At 71.2% G+C, this 19948-nt stretch carries 19 protein-coding genes; 10 read left to right on the top strand and 9 right to left on the bottom strand.

The window, feature by feature from the left end; all coding sequences use genetic code 11:
* Positions 1–33: 33 nt before the first annotated feature.
* Positions 34–1260 (top strand): cytochrome P450, encoded by a 1227-nt coding sequence (locus AC5P1C_RS14485; RefSeq protein WP_493866197.1) that lies wholly within the window; start codon positions 34–36, stop codon positions 1258–1260.
* A 43-nt stretch (positions 1261–1303) separates the two neighbouring features.
* Here AC5P1C_RS14485 and AC5P1C_RS14480 read toward each other — a convergent pair whose 3' ends face one another.
* The 5 genes from AC5P1C_RS14480 to AC5P1C_RS14460 form a co-directional block, all read right to left on the bottom strand.
* Positions 1304–2575 carry a cytochrome P450 gene (locus AC5P1C_RS14480; RefSeq protein WP_493866196.1) on the bottom strand — a complete coding sequence of 424 codons (1272 nt, stop codon included), beginning with the start codon at positions 2573–2575 and terminating at the stop codon, positions 1304–1306.
* Positions 2572–3186, bottom strand: coding sequence for a GTP-binding protein (locus tag AC5P1C_RS14475; protein WP_493866195.1), 615 nt, complete (start codon positions 3184–3186; stop codon positions 2572–2574). The genes AC5P1C_RS14480 and AC5P1C_RS14475 overlap by 4 nt, the downstream gene beginning before the upstream one ends.
* Positions 3167–3526, bottom strand: coding sequence for a DUF742 domain-containing protein (locus AC5P1C_RS14470; RefSeq protein WP_493866194.1), 360 nt, complete (start codon positions 3524–3526; stop codon positions 3167–3169). The genes AC5P1C_RS14475 and AC5P1C_RS14470 overlap by 20 nt, the downstream gene beginning before the upstream one ends.
* Complete coding sequence (locus tag AC5P1C_RS14465) at positions 3523–3942, bottom strand: roadblock/LC7 domain-containing protein (protein WP_493866193.1); 420 nt, start codon at positions 3940–3942, stop codon at positions 3523–3525. The genes AC5P1C_RS14470 and AC5P1C_RS14465 overlap by 4 nt, the downstream gene beginning before the upstream one ends.
* A gap of 115 nt (positions 3943–4057) precedes the next feature.
* Positions 4058–5896: a sensor histidine kinase gene (locus tag AC5P1C_RS14460; protein WP_493866192.1), complete on the bottom strand. Its 1839-nt coding sequence runs from the start codon at positions 5894–5896 to the stop codon at positions 4058–4060.
* A gap of 379 nt (positions 5897–6275) precedes the next feature.
* Here AC5P1C_RS14460 and AC5P1C_RS14455 point away from each other — a divergent pair, with 379 nt between their 5' ends.
* Positions 6276–6659, top strand: coding sequence for a VOC family protein (locus tag AC5P1C_RS14455; RefSeq protein ID WP_493866191.1), 384 nt, complete (start codon positions 6276–6278; stop codon positions 6657–6659).
* A 25-nt stretch (positions 6660–6684) separates the two neighbouring features.
* Here AC5P1C_RS14455 and AC5P1C_RS14450 read toward each other — a convergent pair whose 3' ends face one another.
* Positions 6685–6933, bottom strand: coding sequence for a hypothetical protein (locus tag AC5P1C_RS14450; RefSeq protein WP_493866190.1), 249 nt, complete (start codon positions 6931–6933; stop codon positions 6685–6687).
* 338 nt (positions 6934–7271) lie between these two features.
* Between AC5P1C_RS14450 and AC5P1C_RS14445 the strand changes: the two genes are divergently transcribed.
* Together AC5P1C_RS14445 and AC5P1C_RS14440 are read left to right on the top strand one after the other, a co-directional pair.
* Positions 7272–7721, top strand: coding sequence for a CGNR zinc finger domain-containing protein (locus tag AC5P1C_RS14445; protein WP_493866189.1), 450 nt, complete (start codon positions 7272–7274; stop codon positions 7719–7721).
* 146 nt (positions 7722–7867) lie between these two features.
* Positions 7868–9460, top strand: coding sequence for a phosphodiester glycosidase family protein (locus AC5P1C_RS14440; RefSeq protein WP_493866188.1), 1593 nt, complete (start codon positions 7868–7870; stop codon positions 9458–9460).
* Here AC5P1C_RS14440 and AC5P1C_RS14435 read toward each other — a convergent pair.
* Positions 9450–10760 (bottom strand): cytochrome P450, encoded by a 1311-nt coding sequence (locus AC5P1C_RS14435; RefSeq protein ID WP_493866187.1) that lies wholly within the window; start codon positions 10758–10760, stop codon positions 9450–9452. The genes AC5P1C_RS14440 and AC5P1C_RS14435 overlap by 11 nt on opposite strands.
* Before the next feature lie 229 nt (positions 10761–10989).
* Between AC5P1C_RS14435 and AC5P1C_RS14430 the strand changes: the two genes are divergently transcribed.
* On the top strand, positions 10990–13209 hold the full coding sequence (locus AC5P1C_RS14430; RefSeq protein WP_493866186.1) for an NADP-dependent isocitrate dehydrogenase: 2220 nt from the start codon (positions 10990–10992) through the stop codon (positions 13207–13209).
* Between the two features lie 98 nt (positions 13210–13307).
* The gene (locus AC5P1C_RS14425; RefSeq protein WP_493866185.1) at positions 13308–13832 is read left to right on the top strand and encodes a GNAT family N-acetyltransferase; all 525 of its coding nucleotides are present in this window, start codon (positions 13308–13310) and stop codon (positions 13830–13832) included.
* On the opposite strand, the gene AC5P1C_RS14420 is transcribed toward AC5P1C_RS14425, so the two are convergent.
* Together AC5P1C_RS14420 and AC5P1C_RS14415 are read right to left on the bottom strand one after the other, a co-directional pair.
* Positions 13829–13972 (bottom strand): hypothetical protein, encoded by a 144-nt coding sequence (locus AC5P1C_RS14420; RefSeq protein WP_493866184.1) that lies wholly within the window; start codon positions 13970–13972, stop codon positions 13829–13831. The two genes, AC5P1C_RS14425 and AC5P1C_RS14420, sit on opposite strands and share 4 nt — an antisense overlap.
* A 55-nt stretch (positions 13973–14027) precedes the next feature.
* Complete coding sequence (locus AC5P1C_RS14415; protein ID WP_493866183.1) at positions 14028–14240, bottom strand: hypothetical protein; 213 nt, start codon at positions 14238–14240, stop codon at positions 14028–14030.
* 156 nt (positions 14241–14396) lie between these two features.
* On the opposite strand from AC5P1C_RS14415, the gene AC5P1C_RS14410 reads away from it, so the two are divergent.
* The 4 genes from AC5P1C_RS14410 (at position 14397) to AC5P1C_RS14395 (ending at position 19912) form a co-directional block, all read left to right on the top strand.
* Positions 14397–15587, top strand: a complete 1191-nt coding sequence (locus AC5P1C_RS14410; RefSeq protein ID WP_493866182.1) for an acyl-CoA dehydrogenase family protein — start codon at positions 14397–14399, stop codon at positions 15585–15587.
* 195 nt (positions 15588–15782) lie between these two features.
* A complete protein-coding gene (locus tag AC5P1C_RS14405; protein WP_493866181.1) occupies positions 15783–17156 on the top strand; it encodes an MFS transporter in 1374 nt (457 codons plus the stop codon).
* A 58-nt stretch (positions 17157–17214) separates the two neighbouring features.
* On the top strand, positions 17215–18078 hold the full coding sequence (locus tag AC5P1C_RS14400) for a shikimate dehydrogenase (RefSeq protein WP_493866180.1): 864 nt from the start codon (positions 17215–17217) through the stop codon (positions 18076–18078).
* A 25-nt stretch (positions 18079–18103) separates the two neighbouring features.
* Positions 18104–19912 (top strand): bifunctional sugar phosphate isomerase/epimerase/4-hydroxyphenylpyruvate dioxygenase family protein, encoded by a 1809-nt coding sequence (locus AC5P1C_RS14395; RefSeq protein ID WP_493866179.1) that lies wholly within the window; start codon positions 18104–18106, stop codon positions 19910–19912.
* Positions 19913–19948 lie beyond the last annotated feature (36 nt).

Here is a 19948-nt window from a genome sequence, read left to right as displayed (position 1 = left end):
GTGCACATTGCCTCTTTCCGAGCTAGGAGCCACATGTCCACCGCGCAGCAGGTCCCCGACATCCTTTCGCCCGAGTTCGCAGAGAATCCCTATCCGGCCTATCGGGCGATGCGGGAGAAAGCACCGCTCTTCTGGCACGAGGCGACGCAGAGCTGGATCATCTCGCGGTACGCGGACGTCGAGCGCGTGTTCAAGGACAAGGCCTCGCAGTTCACCACCGACAACTACGACTGGCAGATCGAGCCCGTCCACGGCAAGACGATCCTCCAGCTCAGCGGCCGGGAGCACTCCGTGCGGCGCGCGCTCGTCGCCCCCGCGTTCCGCGGCAGCGACCTCCAGGAGAAGTTCCTGCCGGTCATCGAGCGCAACTCCCGCGAACTCATCGACGCCTTCCGGCACACCGGAAGCGTGGACCTGGTCGAGGGCTACGCCACCCGCTTCCCCGTCAACGTGATCGCCGACATGCTCGGCCTGGACAAGGCCGACCACGCGCGCTTCCACGGCTGGTACACCACCGTCATCGCCTTCCTCGGCAACCTGTCGGGCGACGCCGAGGTCGCGGCGTCCGGAGAACGCACCCGCGTCGAGTTCGCCGAGTACATGATCCCGATCATCCAGGAGCGCCGGGAGAACCTGGGCGATGACCTGCTCTCCGCGCTGTGCGCCGCCGAGGTCGACGGCGTACGCATGAGTGACGAGGACATCAAGGCCTTCTGCAGCCTGCTGCTCGCGGCGGGCGGCGAGACCACCGACAAGGCGATCGCCAGCATCTTCGCCAACCTTCTGATGAACCCCGAGCAGCTCGAGGCCGTCCGGCAGGACCGGACCCTCATCGCCCGCGCCTTCGCCGAGACCCTGCGTCACACGCCGCCGGTCCACATGATCATGCGGCAGTCGGCGACCGACGTGGAGGTGTCCGGTGGCACCATCCCCGCCGGAGCCACCGTCACTTGCCTGATCGGCTCGGCCAACCGCGACGAGCAGCGCTACCGCGAGCCGGACCGTTTCGACATCTTCCGGGACGACCTGACCACGACGACCGCTTTCTCCGCCGCCGCCGACCACCTCTCCTTCGCCCTCGGCCGCCACTTCTGCGTGGGCGCCCTCCTTGCCAAGGCCGAGGTGGAGACCGGCGTCGGTCAACTCCTGGACGCGATGCCGGACGTGCGGCTCGCCGATGGCTTCGACCCCGTCGAGCAAGGGGTGTTCACCCGCGGGCCGCAGTCGCTGCCGGTGGTCTTCACGCCCGTCACCGCCTGACCCGACCGGGGCGCCTCCCGAACGGCGGCGCCCCGGCACCGCGTCAGTGCGCCGCGGGCGTGAACTGCACCGGCAGCGACGTCAGACCGCGCATCCAGATGGACGGGCGCCAGGTCAACTCCTGCGGCTCCACCGCAAGGACGAGGTCGGGCAGCCGCTCCAGGAGCGTCTCGACCGCGGTCCTGGCGATGACGTCCGCGAGCAGCGGAGCAGGGTACGGGCAGCGGTGCTCGCCGTGGCTGAAGGAGAGATGCGCGGAGTTCTCCGGGCCGACGTGCGACTCGGGCCAGATCTGCGGGTCCGTGTTGGCCGCGGCGAGGCCGAGCACCAGACAGTCGCCCGCCCGGATCTGCCGCCCGCCGAGCTGGGTGTCACGCACCGCCCAGCGGCCGATGAAGTTCTGGGTGGGGGTGTCGAGCCACAACACCTCGTTGAGCGCCTCACCCACGCTCAGCCGCCCGCCGGACACGTTCAGGGCGAACCGCTCGTCGGTCAGCATCAACCGCAGCGTGTTGCAGATCCAGTTGGCCGTCGGCTGCTGCGCCGCCGCGATGATGGAGATCAGGTCCTGGACGATCTCCTCGTCGGTGAGGCCCGCCGAGTGCAGCAGCATCCGCGACGTGACGTCCGCGCCGGGCTTCTCCCGCTTCTCCTTGACCAGGAGCTGGATCCGCTCCCCGACGCGGGTGTACGCCGCCACGGGGTCGTCGCCCTCCGCCGCGTCCAGCGAGATCCGCAGGTCGTCCACGAGTTGCTGCGTGTCCGTGCCCTCGTGCGGCATACCGCAGATCTGTACCGCGGCCACCATCGGCAGGGCGTGCGCGTACGCGCTCATCAGCTCGGCCTGGCCGCTGCCGGCGAACGAGGCGATGAGCCGGTCGGCGATCCGGGCGCTGTCCCGGGCGAGTTCGAACTGGTCGACCCCTTCGAGGGCCTGAGTGATCACCCCGGCCCGGCGCTGGTGCTCCTCGCCCTCGGTGAACAGGACCGACGGCTGGTAGCCCACGAACGGCAACAGCGGCCAGTCGGCGGGAATGTGCTCCCACTGGTTCCAGCGGCGCGAGTCACGGGCGAACAGCTCGTCGTGTCCTGTCACATAGCTGACCTCGGAGTAGCCGAGCACCAGCCATGCGGGCACGTCACCGTCCAGGAGGACCGGCGCGACCGCGCCGTGCTCCTTGCGCAGGCTGCGGTAGAGCTGCGAAGGCGTCTGCTGGTACTCCAGACCGCCCAGGCGCACGGGGCCCGCCCCCGCGTGGGCCGGGCACCCGGGCGGCGGGCTCTGCGGCAAAGAGGATCCGGTCGGCTCGGTCACGGTGTCATCTCCTGGGCCATGGCCAGTGCGTAGAGGTGGTCCACGAGGGTGATCAGGACGTCCTTGCCGGACGACCTCACCCGTGCGTCGCAGTCGATCAGCGGCACATGGTCGGGCAGTGCGAGCGCCTGCCGGATCTCGTCCAGGGAATGCGTGGAGGTGTCGTCGTCGAACCGGTTGACGGCCACCACGAACGGCGTCTTGTGGTGTTCGAGCCGGTCGATGGCGTACCAGGAGTCGTCCATCCGCCGCGTGTCGACCAGGACGACCGCGCCGAGCGTGCCGGAGAAGAGCCGGTCCCACAGGAACCAGAAGCGCTCCTGGCCGGGTGCGCCGAACAGATACAGCACCACACGCTCGTTGAGACTGATGCGACCGAAGTCGAACGCCACCGTCGTCGTGGTCTTGGCGGCCACATCGGTCGTCTCGTCGACGCCGACGCCTGCCTGCGTCATCACCTCTTCGGTGTTCAGCGGACGGATCTCGCTGACCGACCGGACCAGCGTGGTCTTGCCGACCCCGAAGCCGCCCACGACGACGATCTTCAGGCCGGTCTCGGCAGTGTCGGAAAGCGGCGTACGGGAGGGCAGCTCAGATGTTGCGGAGCCCATGGAGCACCTCCTTGAGAAGGGCGGAATCGGGGATGGAGGCGGCGGAGGCCGCGCGGGGGTGGCGGGCGGTGATCCGGCCCATCGCGAGCAGGTCACCGAGCAGGATCCGCACCACCGTGATCGGCAGCTTCGTCTCCGCCGCGATCTCCACCACGGCTGTCGGATGCCGGCACAGTTCGAGGATCCGTACGTGCTCCGACTGCATCCCGGCAGTGGGCTCGCACTCGCTCACCACCAGAGTGACCAGGTCGAACGAATCGTCGTCGGCGCGGCTGCGGCCACCGGTGACCGTGTAGAGCCGGTCCGGATCACCGATGTCCACGGGCCTGCGCGGCGTCACGAGGAGCCGCTGCCTTCGCTCTGCCCGCGCGGCTCGGCGCGCAGGTGCTCACCGATCTGCTCGACCAGTTCGGTCATCTGATGGCCCACCACTCCGGGATCGGCGTTCTCCTCGGCCACGACCGCCAGATGCGCGCCTTGGCCGGCCTCGACGATGAAGAGCAACCCGCCGTGGAACTCGGTCATGGAGTGCCGGACGCCTCCGGTCCCGTCGCCGAACTCCATGGACGCGCCCTGCGCCAGTGCCTGGATGCCGGAGCAGATCGCCGCCAGCTGGTCAGCCTGGTCGAGCGTCAGATGCTCGCTCCAGCACAGCTTCAGGCCGTCCCGGGAGAGCACCAGGGCGTGCCGCGTACCGGGGGTGCGCTTCAGAAGGCTCTGCAGGAGCCAGGTCAGGCTGTTGTCAGTGGTCTGCATGGTAGGTGGGGCGAGGTGCGCCGGGTCTGCCGGTCACCTGCCCGTCCCTCCAATCTCACGATCTCGAGCGGGGAAGGGGGCGCCAGAGCCCGGGCGCCGTGCGGGTGGCTTCGGTCTACTCGGCGGGCGGCGGCCCGGAATCGGCGGCGGACTCGGGTGCCGCGGGGGAGCCGGGCACGTCGCCCGCCGCCCGCCGCGCACGGTGGAAGGCGCCGAAACGGGAACCGGCGTCACGCGGCGGAAGACCCGCCTCGCCGGAGAGCGTCCCGGCCCCCGCCGCGGCGGCGGCATCGGACGCCGCCCTGCGCTGCTGACGCTCGCGCTCCGCCTCGGCCATGGTGCGGCCGGGCGCCCGCACGGGCAGACCGTTCGTCGTGGCGGCGGCGGGGCGGGGCTGCGCCGGCGGCAGGGTGGCGTCCGCAGCGGCCGCGGGCCGCGCGGGGGTTGCGGGGGCCGCGGCCGCCTCCGGGGCGGCGGGCTGCTCCGGGACGGCTGCGGCTTCCTGGGCCACCGGGTCGGTCGCTCCCACCGGGGCGGGCGTTTGGGCCGGGACCGCCGCGGGCGTCGGCTCGGCGCTCCGGGGTGCGAGATGCTGCGGGGCGGGGTCGCGCTGCTGGGCCATGAGCTGGAGCGGCAGGAGCACCACCACGCCCGTGCCGCCGCGCGAGGACGGGCGGAAGTTGACGCTCATGCCGTACTTGGCGGCGAGGCGCCCGACCACCGCGAGGCCGAGACGGGTGCCCTGCAGCGATGCCAGGTCCGTCACGTGGCCGGAGACCGACTCCTCCGCACGGCGCATCGCCGCGTCGGCCATCTTCAGGCCGCTGTCCTCGATCGTCACGACGATCCCGGCGCTGCGCTCCTCCACATAGACGTGCACCTCGTCGATGGGCGGGGAGAAGTTCGCCGCGTTGTCCATGAGTTCGGCGAGCACGTGCATGACGCCCTCGGCCGCGAACCCGGCGATCGCCACGGTCGTCGAGCAGTGCAGCCGCACACGCTGGTAGGCGGAGATCCGGCCCACCGCGCCGCGCAGGATGCTCTCCATGACGATCGGCTTGTTCCAGGCGCGGCTGGAGCGGCCACCCATCAGCAGGGCGAGGCGGTCGGTCATCAACCCCAGCTGGGAGGTGCTGTGGTCGAGGCGGAGCAGGTCGCCGAAGACCTCCACGCCGTGCCGCTCCTGCATGTCCCGCAGGTCGGCGAGCATGCCCACGGACTTGGCCTGCACCCGGCTCAGCGCCTTGGCGGAGGCCGCCTGGGCGGCCGCGGCGCGCCGCTCGCTGTAGGCGAGCTCCCGTACGAACGACTCGGCGGGCACGCGCAGCAAGGCGTTGTGCGGCCATTCGAGGCCGGCCAGGACCGTGTCGGCGGACGCGCCGTCACGCAGCCGCTCGATCGCGGCGGGCAGTGTGACCGCCGTAAGCTGGTCCAACTCCTCGGCGGCCTGGGCGAGTTGGCCCTCTGTCTGGTCGTGGCGGGCCTCGACGGCGGCGGCGTGCCGCACGGCCTCCTCCACCACGGTCGCGAACTCCTGGACCACCTGGCGCAGTTGTGGATCGGACGGGGGAGCCGTCTGCGCCAAGGTCTCACCCGCGCTCGACCCGTCGCGCAGCCGCTTCACGACGGTCGGCAGCGTGACGTTCACCAGGTGCGCGGACTCGGCCCCCTGGCGCGCGAGCTGCGCCTTGAGGGAAGAGGCCTCGGAGCGGTCCGCCTCGGCGGCCCCGCGGATCCTCGTGACGAGCAGTGAACTCGTCACGAGGGCGACCGCCAGACACAGCCAGCCGGCCGCGACCGAAGCCGCAGTCCAGACCCGGGCGTTGTCCGGTGCCGTGACGCTCGCGACGGCGCCGGCCACTGCGGTCACCACCAGCACGACCACGGGCACGGCCGACGCGCGGCGGCGCGCCTTCGCTATTCGGTGCGGGCTGGGAGGAGCAGGCACGGGCATTCAGCGGTCCCTCGGTCCTTGAGTGCAGGTAAGCAACGAGCCGACCGATCACACACATCGGCCGCGGGCCCGGCGGGAACACCAAAGAGGACGGCGATCTTCCGGGCCACACATCGCGCCATGCTAGTCACCCGGCACGGCGCGGATGACGGAGAGTCGGAACACTCCGCCCAGCTGATCACTTCGTCGCGATATCGCCCCTCGAACAAGGCGCCGTGGTAGTGGAGTTCGACTCTACGCCGACGATCGCACCGCGGATCAGTCGGCCACCTCCCGCGGACGGACGCCGGTTGAGGCGGGCGAAGCGGGGCACCCGGACAGACGCGGGTGGCCGGACGAGACGGCTGCCCGTCGCTGTTTGTCGACGTGAGAGGGACCCATGGCTGTCAAGAAGACCACGGTGATCGTCCTGGACTGCGCGAAGCCCGAGGAGCTCGCGGAGTTCTACGCGGGGTTGCTCGGGGGCACGGCCCGCCTGAGCAAGGATCCCGACTATGTCGAGGTCTTCGACGAGCACGGCGTCTGCCTGGCGGTCCACCGGGATTACGGCTACGCCCCGCCGAGCTGGCCGCGGCCGGAGGACTCGCAGCAGGCGCACCTGAGGATCCTGGTGGCCCGCGGCGACATGGACGAGGCGGAGCGCGAGGCCGTCGGCCTGGGCGCCCGGCCCGTGGACGCCAAGGACAACTCCGGCCCCCGGGACACCCGTACCTACAGCGACCCGGCGGGCCACTCCTTCGTCCTGGCCGTCTCGGCCGAGTGAGCCGAAGCCCCGCGCGGGCTCCGGCTCAGTCGGCGGGTTCGTCCGGCACCGGCTGGTCCGGGTGCTCGCCGTCGGTGTGCGGCGTACCGCGCGGGCCGGTGCCCGCCTCGTCCGTGTCCGGTACGTCGTCGTCGGCGTCCGGGGCGTTGCCGGTGGTGGCCGATTCGTCGTCCGGCTCCCAGCGGTCCTCCCCGTCCGACGCCTGCTGATCGGGCAGATCCCTCGGTACGGGCGTCTCTTCGTCGCCCCGGGTCTCGGGCTGCTCCTCGCTCACGGTGTTCCTCCAGTACCTCGTCACGTCGTTCCGCGCGGTCACACGGCGGAATCCGGTGCGGTGGCCCGGCTACCCGCCGCTGTCGCGGCAACACCTCGTACGGGTTCACGGTGGACCGCACACGCCGTGTCGGCCACACGAGCGGGGCCGGTTGCCCGTCCGCATCCGGGCCCAGAGAGCCAGTGCGACGGCGGTCATCGCACGGTACGAAGCTGTCGGTGAGGTCCTTGAGCAGGCCGAGGACGGGCGGCATCACCACGATGGCGACCTGGTTGACGGACATGGCGAGCCCGAGCGCGAACCCGGTCCTGTCCGGCGGAGCCGATTCGGTCACGTAGGTGACCCACGGCCCGTACCAGCCGAAGCCGAAGAGGGAGCGTCCCGTCACACCGGAGGATCTCGACCGCGCCCAGGAAGCACTGGACGCCTGGGAGAAGGTCGTCGACGCCGCCGACGAGGACGAACGCGCGGAGCTGCTCAACGGGATGCTCGCGGCGTCCGCGGCCCACCCGCGGCTGACCGACCACGCGGGCTCGGGCTGGCACCTGCACTACCGCGACGACCGGCAGCCGCTCGGCGCCCTCCCATTCCAGCTGATCTCCGTCGGTACGGCCCTGCATCTGGCGGGGCGGGGCATGCGCCGGCTCCGGAGGTGCTCCGTGACCGAGTGCGCCACGATCTTCGCCGACACCTCCCGCACCGGGCGCCGGCGCTACTGCTCCCAGCGGTGCGCCAACCGCGACGCGGTACGGCGGCACCGCGCGCGTTCCACGGGGCAAGGCGACTGATTCCGGACCCCACTGCGGGGTGCGGGCCCCGAGGAGGGGGCGCGGCCCCTGTTTTCCGGCCGGACTTCTGGTATTCACTCCTGGGATCGATCGCCGCCCGCGCGCTCGCGTTCGCTGCGGTGTACCGACGCGACCTAGGAGTTTCCGTGGCCCTCGCATGCCGTCCGTTGCCGTTCAGAGCTGCCGGGAAGGTGACGGTGGTCGCCGTCGCCGCGGCGGGACTTCTCACCCCAGGTGCCGTGGTCGACCGGTACGGGGACACCGCGGCGGCCGCCGCGGCGTCAACTGCCGCTGTCCCTCGGCCGATCGCGGACTGGCAGCACGATCGCCTCGCCTCCGGGGTCGACCTGTACCAGGGGAGCGTCTCGGGCCGTCCCGGTGCCGACCACTGGAAGGTCACGGTGCGGGCCGGCGGGGCTCACCTCGCCGGTGAGCGGGACGCGGATGCGCTGGCGCAGCGGGTGCGTGGCGCGGGGTTCGACGCGCGTGCCGAACCCGTCGCGTGGCCGCGGGGCTCCGACCGGCGCGGGGTGATCGGGGTGCGGGTCAGGGTGGGGGAGTACACCGCACGGGCCGACGCCGACGCCGCGCGGAAGGAGCTCGCCGCCGCCGGGTTCGACGCGGTCAGCGAGTGGACCGGCGCCGACGGTGTGCCCGGTACGGGAACCGCTCGGGTCGAGGTGGCCATCGTCGACCCGAAGCGTTACCGCGGCGCGATGAAGGGCACGTACGGCAAGGGCGTCGCGGGCCGGGAGACGGTGAGCGACATGGCCACCGGCGACGACGCCCTGCTCGGTGTCAACGCGGGCTTCTTCGTCATGGAGGGCAAGGACGGCGTGCCGGGCGCGTCGGCCGGCATCGCCGCGTACGACGGCGAGTTGCAGAGCGCGGCGACCGACGGCCGGATCGCGGCGGTGCTCCGCGGCGACGGCCTGCGCCCGGAGTTCAAGAAGCTCAGCACGGAGCTCCGGGTCCGCGCGGGCGCCGCGTCCGCGGTCGTGGACGGCGTCAATCGCGTACCGGGTCTGGTGCGCAACTGCGGCGGTGTGGGCGGCGATGCCCCGACCGAGCGGCCGCAGCACGACGTGACCTGCACCGACCCCGACGAGATCGTGAGGTTCACCGACGAACTCGGCACGGAGACTCCGGCGGGCGAGGGCGTGGAGGCGGTCCTTGACGCGAGTGGACAGGTCCAGGAGGTGCGTGCGCGCGGCGGCGCGGTGCCGGAAGGCGGCAGCGTCCTGGCGGGCATCGGCTCGGGCGCGTCCTGGCTGCGTACGCACGCGAAGCCGGGCGGCGGTGTGAAGGTGCGGGAGCGGATCCTGGACGAAGGGGGCCGGGAGCTGAAGCTGGGCCCGCAGGACGACATCGTCAACGGCGGCCCCGAGCTGGTGCGCGGGGGCAAGGTCGCGGTGAACTACGCCGCCGACGGCATCGAGCGCGCCGGTGACCCCTCTTTCGCGTACACCTGGGGCATCAAGCGCAACCCGCGCATGCTCCTGGGCGTCGACCGGAAGGGCCGCATGCTCCTGGTCGGCGCGGACGGCCGACAGCCCGGATTCAGCGACGGGTTCGGCCTGAACGAGGGCGCTGAGCTGATGAAGTCGCTCGGCGCGGTGCGGGCCATGGCCCTGGACGGCGGCGGGTCCGTCACCATGGCGGTGAACGGAAAGGTGATCAACTCCCCGTCGGACGGCACCGAGCGCGCGGTGGGCGACGCGCTGCTACTCACCCGCTGACGGCCCGCACGGGGGATGGAGCCGTCGTTACGGGGACGTGGCGTGGGCCGCGGACCAAGAGGCCTGGACGGTAGGGGAGTTGGGCCGGGTCGGCCGTCAGGCGCAGGGTGGGGAAGGCTGCCAGGAGGCGGGGGAGTGCGATCGTGGCCTCCAGGCGGGCCAGCCGGGAGCCGACGCAGAAGTGCGGCCCATGGCCGAAGGCGGCGTGCGGCGCCGGGCGCGTATCACCGGACCCTGCCAGATAGCGGGCCGGACGGAAGGCGTCCGGGTCAGGGAAGTGCCGGGGGTCGCGGTTGGCGGCGGCGAGTACCGCGAGGACGGAGGCGCCCGCGGGTATGACCACACCCTCGCCGAGGTCCACCTCCTCGGTCGTGTGCCGCCACGTCGTGCCCTCCAGCGGGCTGGCGTGCCGCAGCGTCTCCTCCACGACGGCAGGCCACCGCGCGGGATCATGCCGCGCGGCCGTCGGCTCCTCGGGGTGGGTGAGCAGCAGCAGCGACGCCGACGCAAGGAGGTTCATCGTGGTCTCGTAGCCCGCGAACAGGAGGAGGAACGCCATGGCGAGCAGTTCGCCGTCGTCGAGCCCGCCCCCCGTCGCGTCCTGCGTGAGTGCGCTGAAGAGGTCGGAGCCGGGTGCGCGGCGCTTGCGGGCGATCAGCTCGGAGAAGTAGGCGTACAGACCTGTCCACGCCTCGTCCACCGCGCCCGGCTCCAGCGCGTCGGCCGGCGAGCCCACCCGGTACGTCCAGTCCCGCAGATCCGCCCGGTCGGCCTCCGGCACCCCGAGCACCTCACCGATCACGAGGACGGGCAGCGGAAAGGCGAAGGCGTCCACGAGGTCCACGCTCCCCTCGCGCCGCAGCCGTAGCTCCATCTCCCGCAGGAGCCCGGCGGTCAGCTCCTCGATCCGCGGCCCCAGCGCGTCGACGCGGCGCGGGGCGAACGCCGCGGTGGTCAGCCGCCGCAGCCGGGTGTGGTCGGGCGCATCGGAGTTGAGCATGTGCCGGGCCAGGCAGGCGCGGGCACGCTGCGCGGGCGAGTCACCCTTCGGCCGCCCGGCGCCCCGCGGGGGCACGTTCGAGAAGCGGGCGTCGGCGAGCACGGCCCGCGTCCGCTCGTATCCGGTGACGAGCCAGGCGTACGTCCCGTTGGCGAGTGGGACCCGCACGGCGGGCCCCCGGTCTCGGAGGCGCGCGTAGTACGGATACGGGTCGCGCGCGAAGGCGGGGTCTGCAGGGTCCAGGGGAGCGGGGTCCAGGGAAGCGGGGTCCAGGGGAGCGATGTCCGGGGGAGCGATCACCCGCTCATCCTCGCCGCGCGGGCCCGACCGCAAGGGCCCTGTCACCGCCAGGAACAACGGACCGGACCTTGTGGGAACCGGACAGCAACCATCCGTGGCGGCCTGCACCACGGAGCGTGACGCGGGCCACGGGCTGTGACGCCCGCAATGCGGGGCCGCTTCGTGGCCATGGGCGATCAGGAGATATCTTGATGTCGAGCAATGTTGCAGACGTGGAGCGGAGCACCCGGTGACTGACTCGACCATCATCTACACCCAGACTGACGAGGCCCCGGCCCTCGCGACGTATTCGTTCTTGCCGGTGGTCAGGGCCTACGCCTCGACGGCCGGGGTCGCCGTGGAGAGCCGTGACATCTCCCTGGCGGGGCGCATCATCGCTCTCTTCCCCGAGTTCCTCGAGGAGAGCCAGCGCATCGACGACGCCCTCGCCGAGTTGGGCGAGCTGGCCAAGACGCCCGGCGCGAACATCATCAAGCTGCCGAACATCTCGGCCTCGATCCCGCAGCTGAAGGCGGCCGTCGCCGAGCTCCAGTCGCAGGGCTACGCGCTGCCGAACTACCCGGACGACCCGAAGACCGACGCGGAGAAGGACATCCGCGCCCGGTACGACAAGGTCAAGGGCAGCGCCGTCAACCCGGTCCTGCGCGAGGGCAACTCCGACCGCCGCGCCCCTGCCTCGGTGAAGAACTACGCCAAGGCGCACCCGCACCGCATGGGTGCCTGGACGGCCGACTCGAAGACGAACGTCGCCACCATGGGCGTCGACGACTTCCGCTCCACCGAGAAGTCCACGGTCATCGCCGCGGGCGACACCCTGCGCATCGAGTTCACCGGCGAGGACGGCAGCACCACCGTGCTGCGCGAGTCCGTACCGGTCCTCGCGGGCGAGGTCGTCGACGCCTCCGTGCTGCGCGTCGGTCCGCTGCGTGAGTTCCTCACCGCGCAGATCGCCAAGGCCAAGGCCGACGGCGTCCTGTTCTCGGTGCACCTCAAGGCCACGATGATGAAGGTCTCCGACCCGATCATCTTCGGCCACGTCGTGCGCGCCTTCTTCCCGAAGACGTTCGCCGCGTACGGAGAGGCGCTCGCCGGCGCGGGCCTGACCCCGAACGACGGGCTCGGCGGCATCCTCAACGGCCTCGGCGCGCTGCCCGAGGGCGAGCAGATCAAGGCGTCCTTCGAGGCCGAACTGGCCGAGGGCCCCGAGCTGGCCATGGTCGACTCCGACAAGGGCATCACGAACCTGCACGTGCCCTCGGACGTCATCGTCGACGCCTCGATGCCCGCGATGATCCGTACGTCCGGCCACATGTGGGGCCTGGACGGCGGCGAGCACGACACCCTCGCGGTGCTTCCCGACTCCAGCTACTCCGGCGTGTACCAGGTCGTCATCGACGACTGCCGCGCCAACGGCGCCTTCGACCCGGCGACCATGGGCTCGGTGCCCAACGTCGGCCTCATGGCGCAGAAGGCCGAGGAGTACGGCAGCCACGACAAGACCTTCGAGATCGCCGCGCCCGGCACGGTGCGCGTCCTGAACGAGGCCGGCGACGTCGTCCTGGAGCAGGCCGTCTCCACCGGCGACATCTTCCGGATGTGCCAGGCCAAGGACGCCCCGATCCGCGACTGGGTCAAGCTGGCCGTCAACCGCGCCCGCGCGACCGGCTCGCCGGCCGTGTTCTGGCTCGACGAGACCCGCGCGCACGACGCGCAGCTCATCGAGAAGGTCAAGGCGTACCTGCCCGAGCACGACACCGACGGTCTGCAGATCGAGATCATGTCGCCCGTGGACGCGACCGCGTTCTCCCTGGAGCGCATCCGTCGTGGCGAGGACACCATCTCGGTGACCGGCAACGTCCTCCGTGACTACCTCACGGACCTGTTCCCGATCCTGGAGCTCGGCACCAGCGCCAAGATGCTCTCCATCGTTCCGCTCATGAACGGCGGCGGCCTCTTCGAGACGGGCGCGGGCGGCTCCGCCCCCAAGCACGTCCAGCAGCTGGTCCGCGAGAACTACCTGCGCTGGGACAGCCTGGGTGAGTTCCTCGCCCTGGCCTCCAGCTTCGAGCACCTCGCGCAGACCACGGACAACGCCAGCGCCCAGGTCCTTGCCGACACCCTCGACCGCGCCACGGCGACGTTCCTGGAGAAGGACAAGTCGCCGACCCGTCGCGTCGGCGGCATCGACAACCGCGGCAGCCACTTCTACCTGGCCATGTACTGGGCCCAGGAGCTGGCCAAGCAGACCGCTGACGCGGAGCTGGCCAAGGAGTTCGCCCCGCTGGCCAAGACGCTGGTCGAGCAGGAGCAGACCATCGTCGACGAGCTGAACGGCGTCCAGGGCTCGCCCGCCGACATCGGCGGCTACTACCAGCCCGACGAGGCCAAGGCCGCAGCGGTCATGCGCCCGTCCGCCACGCTGAACAAGGCGCTCGGCCTTCTCGGCTGAGTGAACTTCGGCTGACTCAGGTCCGCCCCGGCAGCGACTTCGCTGCCGGGGCGGACCTGTTCGCGTGCCCAGGGGGCGGGTCCGGCAGGATCGGGCCCATGTCGCGATCACCGAGCACGTTCCCCTGGCCCGCCACCCTCACCACGGACCGCCTCGTCCTGCGCCCGATCGAGGCAGACGACGTCCCCGCCATGGCGCGGCTCTGGACGGACGCGGACGTCCGCCGCCATCTGGGCGGGCCGGTCGACAAGGAGACACTTCGCGTGCGCGAGCAGCACTGCGTCGGTACGCGCGGCGCCTTCAGCGTGACGCTGCGCGCGGGCGGACCGGTGATCGGCGGGGTACAGCTGGAACCCGATGGGCGGCGGGCCGGGCGGACCGAGGTGTCGTATCAACTGCTGCCCGAACACTGGGGGTTCGGGTACGGCCGTGAGGCGGTCGCCGCCGCCGTCGGCTGGGTGCGTGAAGCGACCACCTCCGGCGCTTCGGAGATGGTCGCGGTCACGCAAGAGGCCAATGTCCGGTCGCGTCGCCTGCTCGAGTCGATCGGCATGGAGCAGGCGGAGGGCTTTGTCGAGTGGGGCGCGGCGCAGGTGCTGTACGTCGCCGGTCCGCGGTCCTAGCCGAACGTCACCGAGCTGATCTTGTTGTCGAAGCCGATGGTGGACAAGTCGGCCACGTCACCGCTGACCTTGGACGTGCCCTTGCCGTCGGGGGATGTCCAGAGCTTCATCGAGCCGCTCACGGAGATGGACGACGTCACCTTCGGGCGGGTGACGTTCTGGCAGCCCTCGCCCGCGACACCCTGCGCTGGGCCGTTATCCGAGAAGTTGGCGTCGTCGAAGAGGATGGCGCTGCTCGCGGGCGCTGCCTGGTCCGGTTCCGGCCTTCAGCGCGAGGTCCATGAAGCCGGAGGCGGCGGCGCGGTCGTGACCGCCCCCGTCGCCGCAGGCGGAGAGCAACAGGACTCCCGCCGCGGCGAAGGAGGCGAAGTAGGCGGTGTTCCTGCGGGTGCCGTTCCTGCTGAGCATCGGAGATCTCCTTATGTCGGCGTTCACCAAACTGGGATCTCATCCGGGCGGCACACGCGGGCACATGCGTCACCGCCATTCCCTATTTCTGAAACGCGTTCTACTGTGTGCGCCGTCAAGCCCACGCCCGGGGAGCCAGCGAAAGCAGGAGGGGCCGTGCACCTCGAATACACGCCTGAGCAGCGGCAGTTGCGCACCGAGCTGCGCACGTACTTCGCTGAGCTGGTGCCCGACAACGCCTACGCCCGATACGCCGACCCCGCGGCCCAGAAGCGGTTCTACCGGGAGACCATCCGCCGCCTGGGGGCCGACGGCTGGCTCGGCGTCGGCTGGCCCGAGGAGTACGGCGGGCGTGGGCTCTCGCCGATGGAGCAGTTCATCTTCTTCGACGAGGCGGCACAGGCCGGCGTCCCGCTGCCCCTGATGGCCCTGAACACCGTCGGGCCGACCCTGATGCAGTTCGGCACCGACGAGCAGAAGGCGTACTTCCTGCCGAAGATCCTCTCCGGCGAGCTCGACTTCGCGATCGGCTACAGCGAGCCGGACGCGGGCACCGACCTCGCGGCGCTCAAGACCAAGGCGGTCCGCGAAGGCGATGAGGCCACCGGCCACTACACGGTCAACGGTCAGAAGATCTGGACCACCAACGGCGACACGGCCGACTGGGTCTGGCTCGCCGTCCGCACCGACCCGGACGCCCCGCCCCACAAGGGCATCACCATGCTCCTCGTACCGACGAGCGACCCCGGCTACTCCTGCACCATCATCAACACCCTTGCCTCGCACGACACCACGGCGAGCTACTACGAGAACATCCGCGTCCCCGTCTCGCGTCGCGTGGGCGAGGAGAACAAGGGCTGGCGGCTGATCACCAACCAGCTGAACCACGAACGCGTCACGCTCGCCGCGCACGGCACGATGGCCATCCGCGCCTTCCACAACGTGCAGCGCTGGGCGGCCGACACCAAGCTCGCCGACGGCCGCCGCGTCATCGACCTCGGCTGGGTCCGCCAGCGCCTGGCCAGGACGCACACCAAACTGGATGCGATGAAACTCCTCAACTGGCAGATGGTGAACGCCGTCCAGGAGGGCACCCTCACCCCCCAGGACGCCTCCGCCGTGAAGGTGTACGGCTCCGAGGCGCGCAGGGACGCGTACGCCTGGCTCATGGAGGTGGTCGGCTCGGCCGGCTCGCTCAAGGAGGGCTCGGCGGGCGCCGTCCTCCACGGCGAACTGGAACGCGGCTACCGCAGCGCCGTCATCTTCACCTTCGGCGGCGGCAACAACGAGATCCAGCGCGAGATCATCTCCTGGATCGGGCTGGGGATGCCGCGCGTGCGCCGCTGACGCAGTCCCTTTCCGGGGCCCTGAAGACCGCGATCGAGGTCTTCAGGGCCCCGCCGTATGTGTTGCCGCCAGATGTATTGACACGGCCCGAAGGGCGGGCCAACATCACTGCCAAGTTAATTAACTATCTAGTGTGTTAACTGCACGTGCCGGGTGTGCACCGCTCGCCACCCGTTCCGTCCCCGAGGAGTTCACGTGTCCGCTCACCCACAGGCAGGCCGGCCGTCGGCCGCGCCACCCCAAGGCCGACCACGCAAGGCCGCTTTCGCCGCCTGGATCGGCAGCGCGCTGGAGTACTACGACTTCTTCATCTATGGGAGTGCCGCGGCCCTGGTCTTCCCCAAGGTCTTCTTCGACCCGGACGACCCGGCCACCGCCACCTTGATCTCGATGGCGACCTTCGGCGTCGCGTACGCCGCCCGGCCCCTCGGGGCGCTCGTGCTCGGCCACTTCGGTGACCGGCTCGGGCGCCGGAAGATCATGGTCTGGACGCTGGTCCTCATGGGTCTCTCCACCTTCCTCATCGGCTGCCTGCCCACGTACGCGCAGGTCGGCACCGTCGCCCCGGTGCTGCTCGTGCTGATGCGGGTGTTCCAGGGCCTGTCCGCGGCCGGTGAACAGGCCAGCGCGAACGCGATGACACTGGAGCATGCGCCGGAACATCGGCGCGGCTACTACACGAGCTTCACCCTGAACGGGACCCAGGCCGGACAGCTCCTCGCGACCCTGGTGTTCCTGCCGGTCGCCGCGTTGCCGGACGAGCAGCTCTACGCCTGGGGCTGGCGCATCCCGTTCCTGCTGAGCGCCTTCGTCGCGGTCGCCGGGTACGTCATCCGCCGCACCCTCGAGGAGACCCCCGTCTTCCAACAGGTCTCCGCGGACAAGGAGGTGGCCAGGATGCCGCTGGCGGAGCTGCTCAGGAACCACTGGGCAGACGTCCTGCGGGTGGTCGCGGCGGCGCTCATCGCGACGGTCAGCACGATCTTCTCCGTCTGGGCCCTCTCGTACGCCACCAGTGACGCGGTCGGACTCGACAAGACGGGCATGCTCTGGGTCGCGGGCAGCGCCAACGCGGTGGCCCTGCTCGCCATCCCGCTCTGGGCCGGGCTCTCGGACCGCATCGGCCGCAAGCCCGTCTTCCTCGTCGGGGCGCTCGGCAGCGGAGTCATGATCTTCGTCTATCTGTGGGCGATATCGACCGGCAGCTACCCGCTGGTCTTCGTCACCGGAGTGCTGCTCTTCGGCGTCGTCTACAGCGCGGCCAACGGCATCTGGCCCTCGTTCTACGGCGAGATGTTCCCCGCCAAGGTCCGGCTGTCAGGCATGGCCATCGGCACCCAGATCGGCTTCGCCGTGGCCGGTTTCGCGGTGACCTTCGCGGCGCAGATCGCCGGCCCCGACGGCGACAACTGGCTCGGCGTCGCGATCTTCACCGCCGTCTTCTGCGCGATCTGCGCGATCGCCGTGGCCACGGGGCGCGAGACGCACCGCGTACCCACGGCCGATCTTGGCCTGCGCACCGGGGACGCGACGGAACCGGCGAAGGCCCGTGAGGCGGCCGCCCTCTGACCAGCCGGAGCCGCAACCCCTTGATCGACCGTGCCAAGCCGACCCACAGGAACCCTTGATGACCTCGTACCTCACCGGCCTGATCGGCTCCGGCATCGGCCCCTCCCTCAGTCCCGCCCTGCACGAGCGCGAGGGGGACCGGCACGGTGTGCGCCTCGTCTACCGCACCCTCGACATCGACACGCTGGGCGTCGCACCCGAGGCCGTCGGCGAACTGGTGCACGCCGCCCATCGCCTCGGCTTCGACGGCCTCAACATCACCCACCCCTGCAAACAGCTCGTCGTCGAGCACCTGGACGAGCTCGCCCCCGAGGCCGCCGAGCTCGGGGCGGTGAACACGGTCGTCTTCAGGGACGGGCGCGCCATCGGGCACAACACCGATGCCACCGGCTTCGCCCAGTCCTTCGCCCGTGGCCTGGCCGACGCGCCGACCGGCGACGTCGTACAGCTCGGCGCGGGCGGGGCGGGCGCCGCGGTGGCGCACGCGCTGCTGAACCTTGGTGTCGACCGGGTCACCCTCGTCGACATCGACCCGGCCCGAGCCGCAGCCCTCGCCGCCGCGCTGGCCTCGCGCTTCGGGCCGGGCCGTGCGGTGTCCGCTCCGAGCGGTGCGCTGGCCGAGCGGCTCGCCGCGGCGGACGGGCTCGTCCACGCGACACCGACCGGCATGGTCGCGCACCCGGGCCTGCCGCTGCCGGTCGCGCTGCTCAGGCCCGAGCTGTGGGTGGCCGAGATCGTCTACCGGCCGCTGGAGACCGAGCTGTTGCGCGAGGCCCGCGCGCTGGGCTGCCGCACGCTCGACGGCGGCGGCATGGCCGTCTTCCAGGCGGCCGACGCCTTCCGGCTGTTCACCGGACTCGAACCGCACACCGGACCGATGCTCGCCGACCTCGGTGACCTGGCCGCCTTCCCGGCGGCCTGACGACCCGGCCCAACAGGAGAAGTCCATGCGCAAGTCGATCGCCACCGTCTCGCTCAGCGGCCCGCTGTCCGAGAAACTCACCGCCATCGCCACCGCCGGATTCGACGGCGTGGAAATCTTCGAGAACGATCTGGTCGGCGGGCCGCTCAGCCCCGAGGAGGTGCGCCTTCGCTGTGCGGATCTGGGCCTGGGCATCGACCTCTACCAGCCCTTCCGCGACTTCGAGGCCGTCCCCGCTGACACCCTCGCCCGCAATCTGCGGCGCGCGGAACGCAAGTTCGCCGTGATGGAGCGCCTGGGCGCGGACTTGCTCCTCGTCTGCTCCAGCGTCGCCCCCGAATCGGTCGACGACGACGCGCTCGCCGCCGAGCAGCTGCGGATGCTGGCCGACCGGGCGGCGGATCACGGCATCCGCATCGCCTACGAGGCGTTGGCCTGGGGGCGGCACGTCAGCACGTACGACCACGCCTGGAGGATCGTCGAACAAGCGGACCATCCGGCCCTCGGCACCTGCCTCGACAGCTTCCACATCCTCTCCCGAGGGTCCGACCCCAAGGGCATCGCCGACATCCCCGGCGAGAAGATCTTCTTCCTTCAGCTGGCGGACGCACCGCTGATGGCCATGGACGTCCTGCAGTGGAGCAGGCACTACCGCTGCTTCCCCGGCCAGGGCGGCTTCGACCTCGCCCCGCTGGTGGCCGCCACCGTACGGGCCGGATACCAAGGGCCCCTGTCGCTCGAAGTGTTCAACGACGTCTTCCGGCAGGCGGGGGCGGCCTCCACCGCCGTCGACGCGCTCCGCTCGCTGCTCCTGCTCGAGGAGTCGGCCGGACTGTCGGCGCTGCCCGCCGCGGCCGTGCCCTCCGGCTTCGCCTTCGCCGAGCTCACCGCGGCGGACACCGAACCGCTGCGCGGCGTGCTCGGGGCTCTCGGCTTCGCCCACACCGCGCGGCACACCTGGAAGCCGGTCGAGCTGTGGGAGCAGGGGGAGGCCCGCATCCTGCTCAACACCGGGGTCAGCGGCCGCCGTCAGGGCCCGGCGCTGACCGCCATCGGCGTGGAGACAACCGACCCGGGCCGGGCCGCACTGCGCGCCGAGGCGGTGCTCGCACCCGTGGTGCCGCGCCGCCGGGGCCCGCGCGACGCACCGCTGGACGCGGTGGCCGCGCCCGATGGCACGGAGTACTTCTTCTGCCGTACGGAGCAGCCCGACCACCCCAGTTGGACAGGTGACTTCACCGACGTACCGGCGCGCGCCCTGCCGGGGGAGCGGGACGAACCGGCGGCCGGGACCATCCGTCACATCGACCACATCGCCCTCACCCAGCCCTGGCATCAGTTCGACGAGGCGTCACTCTTCCACCGGGGCGTGTTGGGCCTGGAGCCGGACGGCAGTCTCGAACTGGCCGACCCCTACGGTCTGGTGCGCAGCCGGGCCGTCGCGTCCCCCGACGGCGGCGTGCGTGTCGTCCTCAACATCGCGCCCGCGCCCGACCCCGACGGCAGCCGCCTCCAGCACATCGCCCTCGCGACGGACGACATCGTCGGCGCCGCGCGGCGCATCCGGGAACGGGGCGCGGGCCTGCTCCCGATCCCCGCCAACTACTACGACGACCTCGACGCCCGCTACGAGCTGGAGCCGGAGCTCCTGGCCACGATGGCGGAGCTCGGCATCCTCTACGACCGGGACGAGAACGGGGAGTTCTTCCACTGCTATACCGCCACCGTCGGCCGCGTGTTCTTCGAACTGGTGCGGCGCACGGGCGGCTACCGGGGATACGGGGCCCAGAACGCGGCCGTACGGCTCGCCGCACAGCATCTCCAGCAGCCTTAGGTGGAATCTGCACCGGCATTAGACTGACCGGCGCCG

The sequence above is a fragment of the Streptomyces sp. A18 genome, assembly GCF_059026065.1.
Note: the sequence above shows the minus strand (reverse complement) of the source record. Positions and strands in the feature narration are given on the sequence as shown.

What these genes read in the sequence shown, in the direction of transcription:
- AC5P1C_RS14485 (WP_493866197.1), top strand. Translation starts at nt 34, where the DNA reads ATGTCCACCGCGCAGCAGGTCCCCGACATCCTTTCGCCCGAGTTCGCA.
- AC5P1C_RS14475 (WP_493866195.1), bottom strand. Translation starts at nt 3,186, where the DNA reads ATGGGCTCCGCAACATCTGAGCTGCCCTCCCGTACGCCGCTTTCCGAC.
- AC5P1C_RS14465 (WP_493866193.1), bottom strand. Translation starts at nt 3,942, where the DNA reads ATGCAGACCACTGACAACAGCCTGACCTGGCTCCTGCAGAGCCTTCTG.
- AC5P1C_RS14460 (WP_493866192.1), bottom strand. Translation starts at nt 5,896, where the DNA reads ATGCCCGTGCCTGCTCCTCCCAGCCCGCACCGAATAGCGAAGGCGCGC.
- AC5P1C_RS14455 (WP_493866191.1), top strand. Translation starts at nt 6,276, where the DNA reads ATGGCTGTCAAGAAGACCACGGTGATCGTCCTGGACTGCGCGAAGCCC.
- AC5P1C_RS14425 (WP_493866185.1), top strand. Translation starts at nt 13,308, where the DNA reads ATGTCGCGATCACCGAGCACGTTCCCCTGGCCCGCCACCCTCACCACG.
- AC5P1C_RS14415 (WP_493866183.1), bottom strand. Translation starts at nt 14,240, where the DNA reads ATGCTCAGCAGGAACGGCACCCGCAGGAACACCGCCTACTTCGCCTCC.
- AC5P1C_RS14400 (WP_493866180.1), top strand. Translation starts at nt 17,215, where the DNA reads ATGACCTCGTACCTCACCGGCCTGATCGGCTCCGGCATCGGCCCCTCC.
- AC5P1C_RS14395 (WP_493866179.1), top strand. Translation starts at nt 18,104, where the DNA reads ATGCGCAAGTCGATCGCCACCGTCTCGCTCAGCGGCCCGCTGTCCGAG.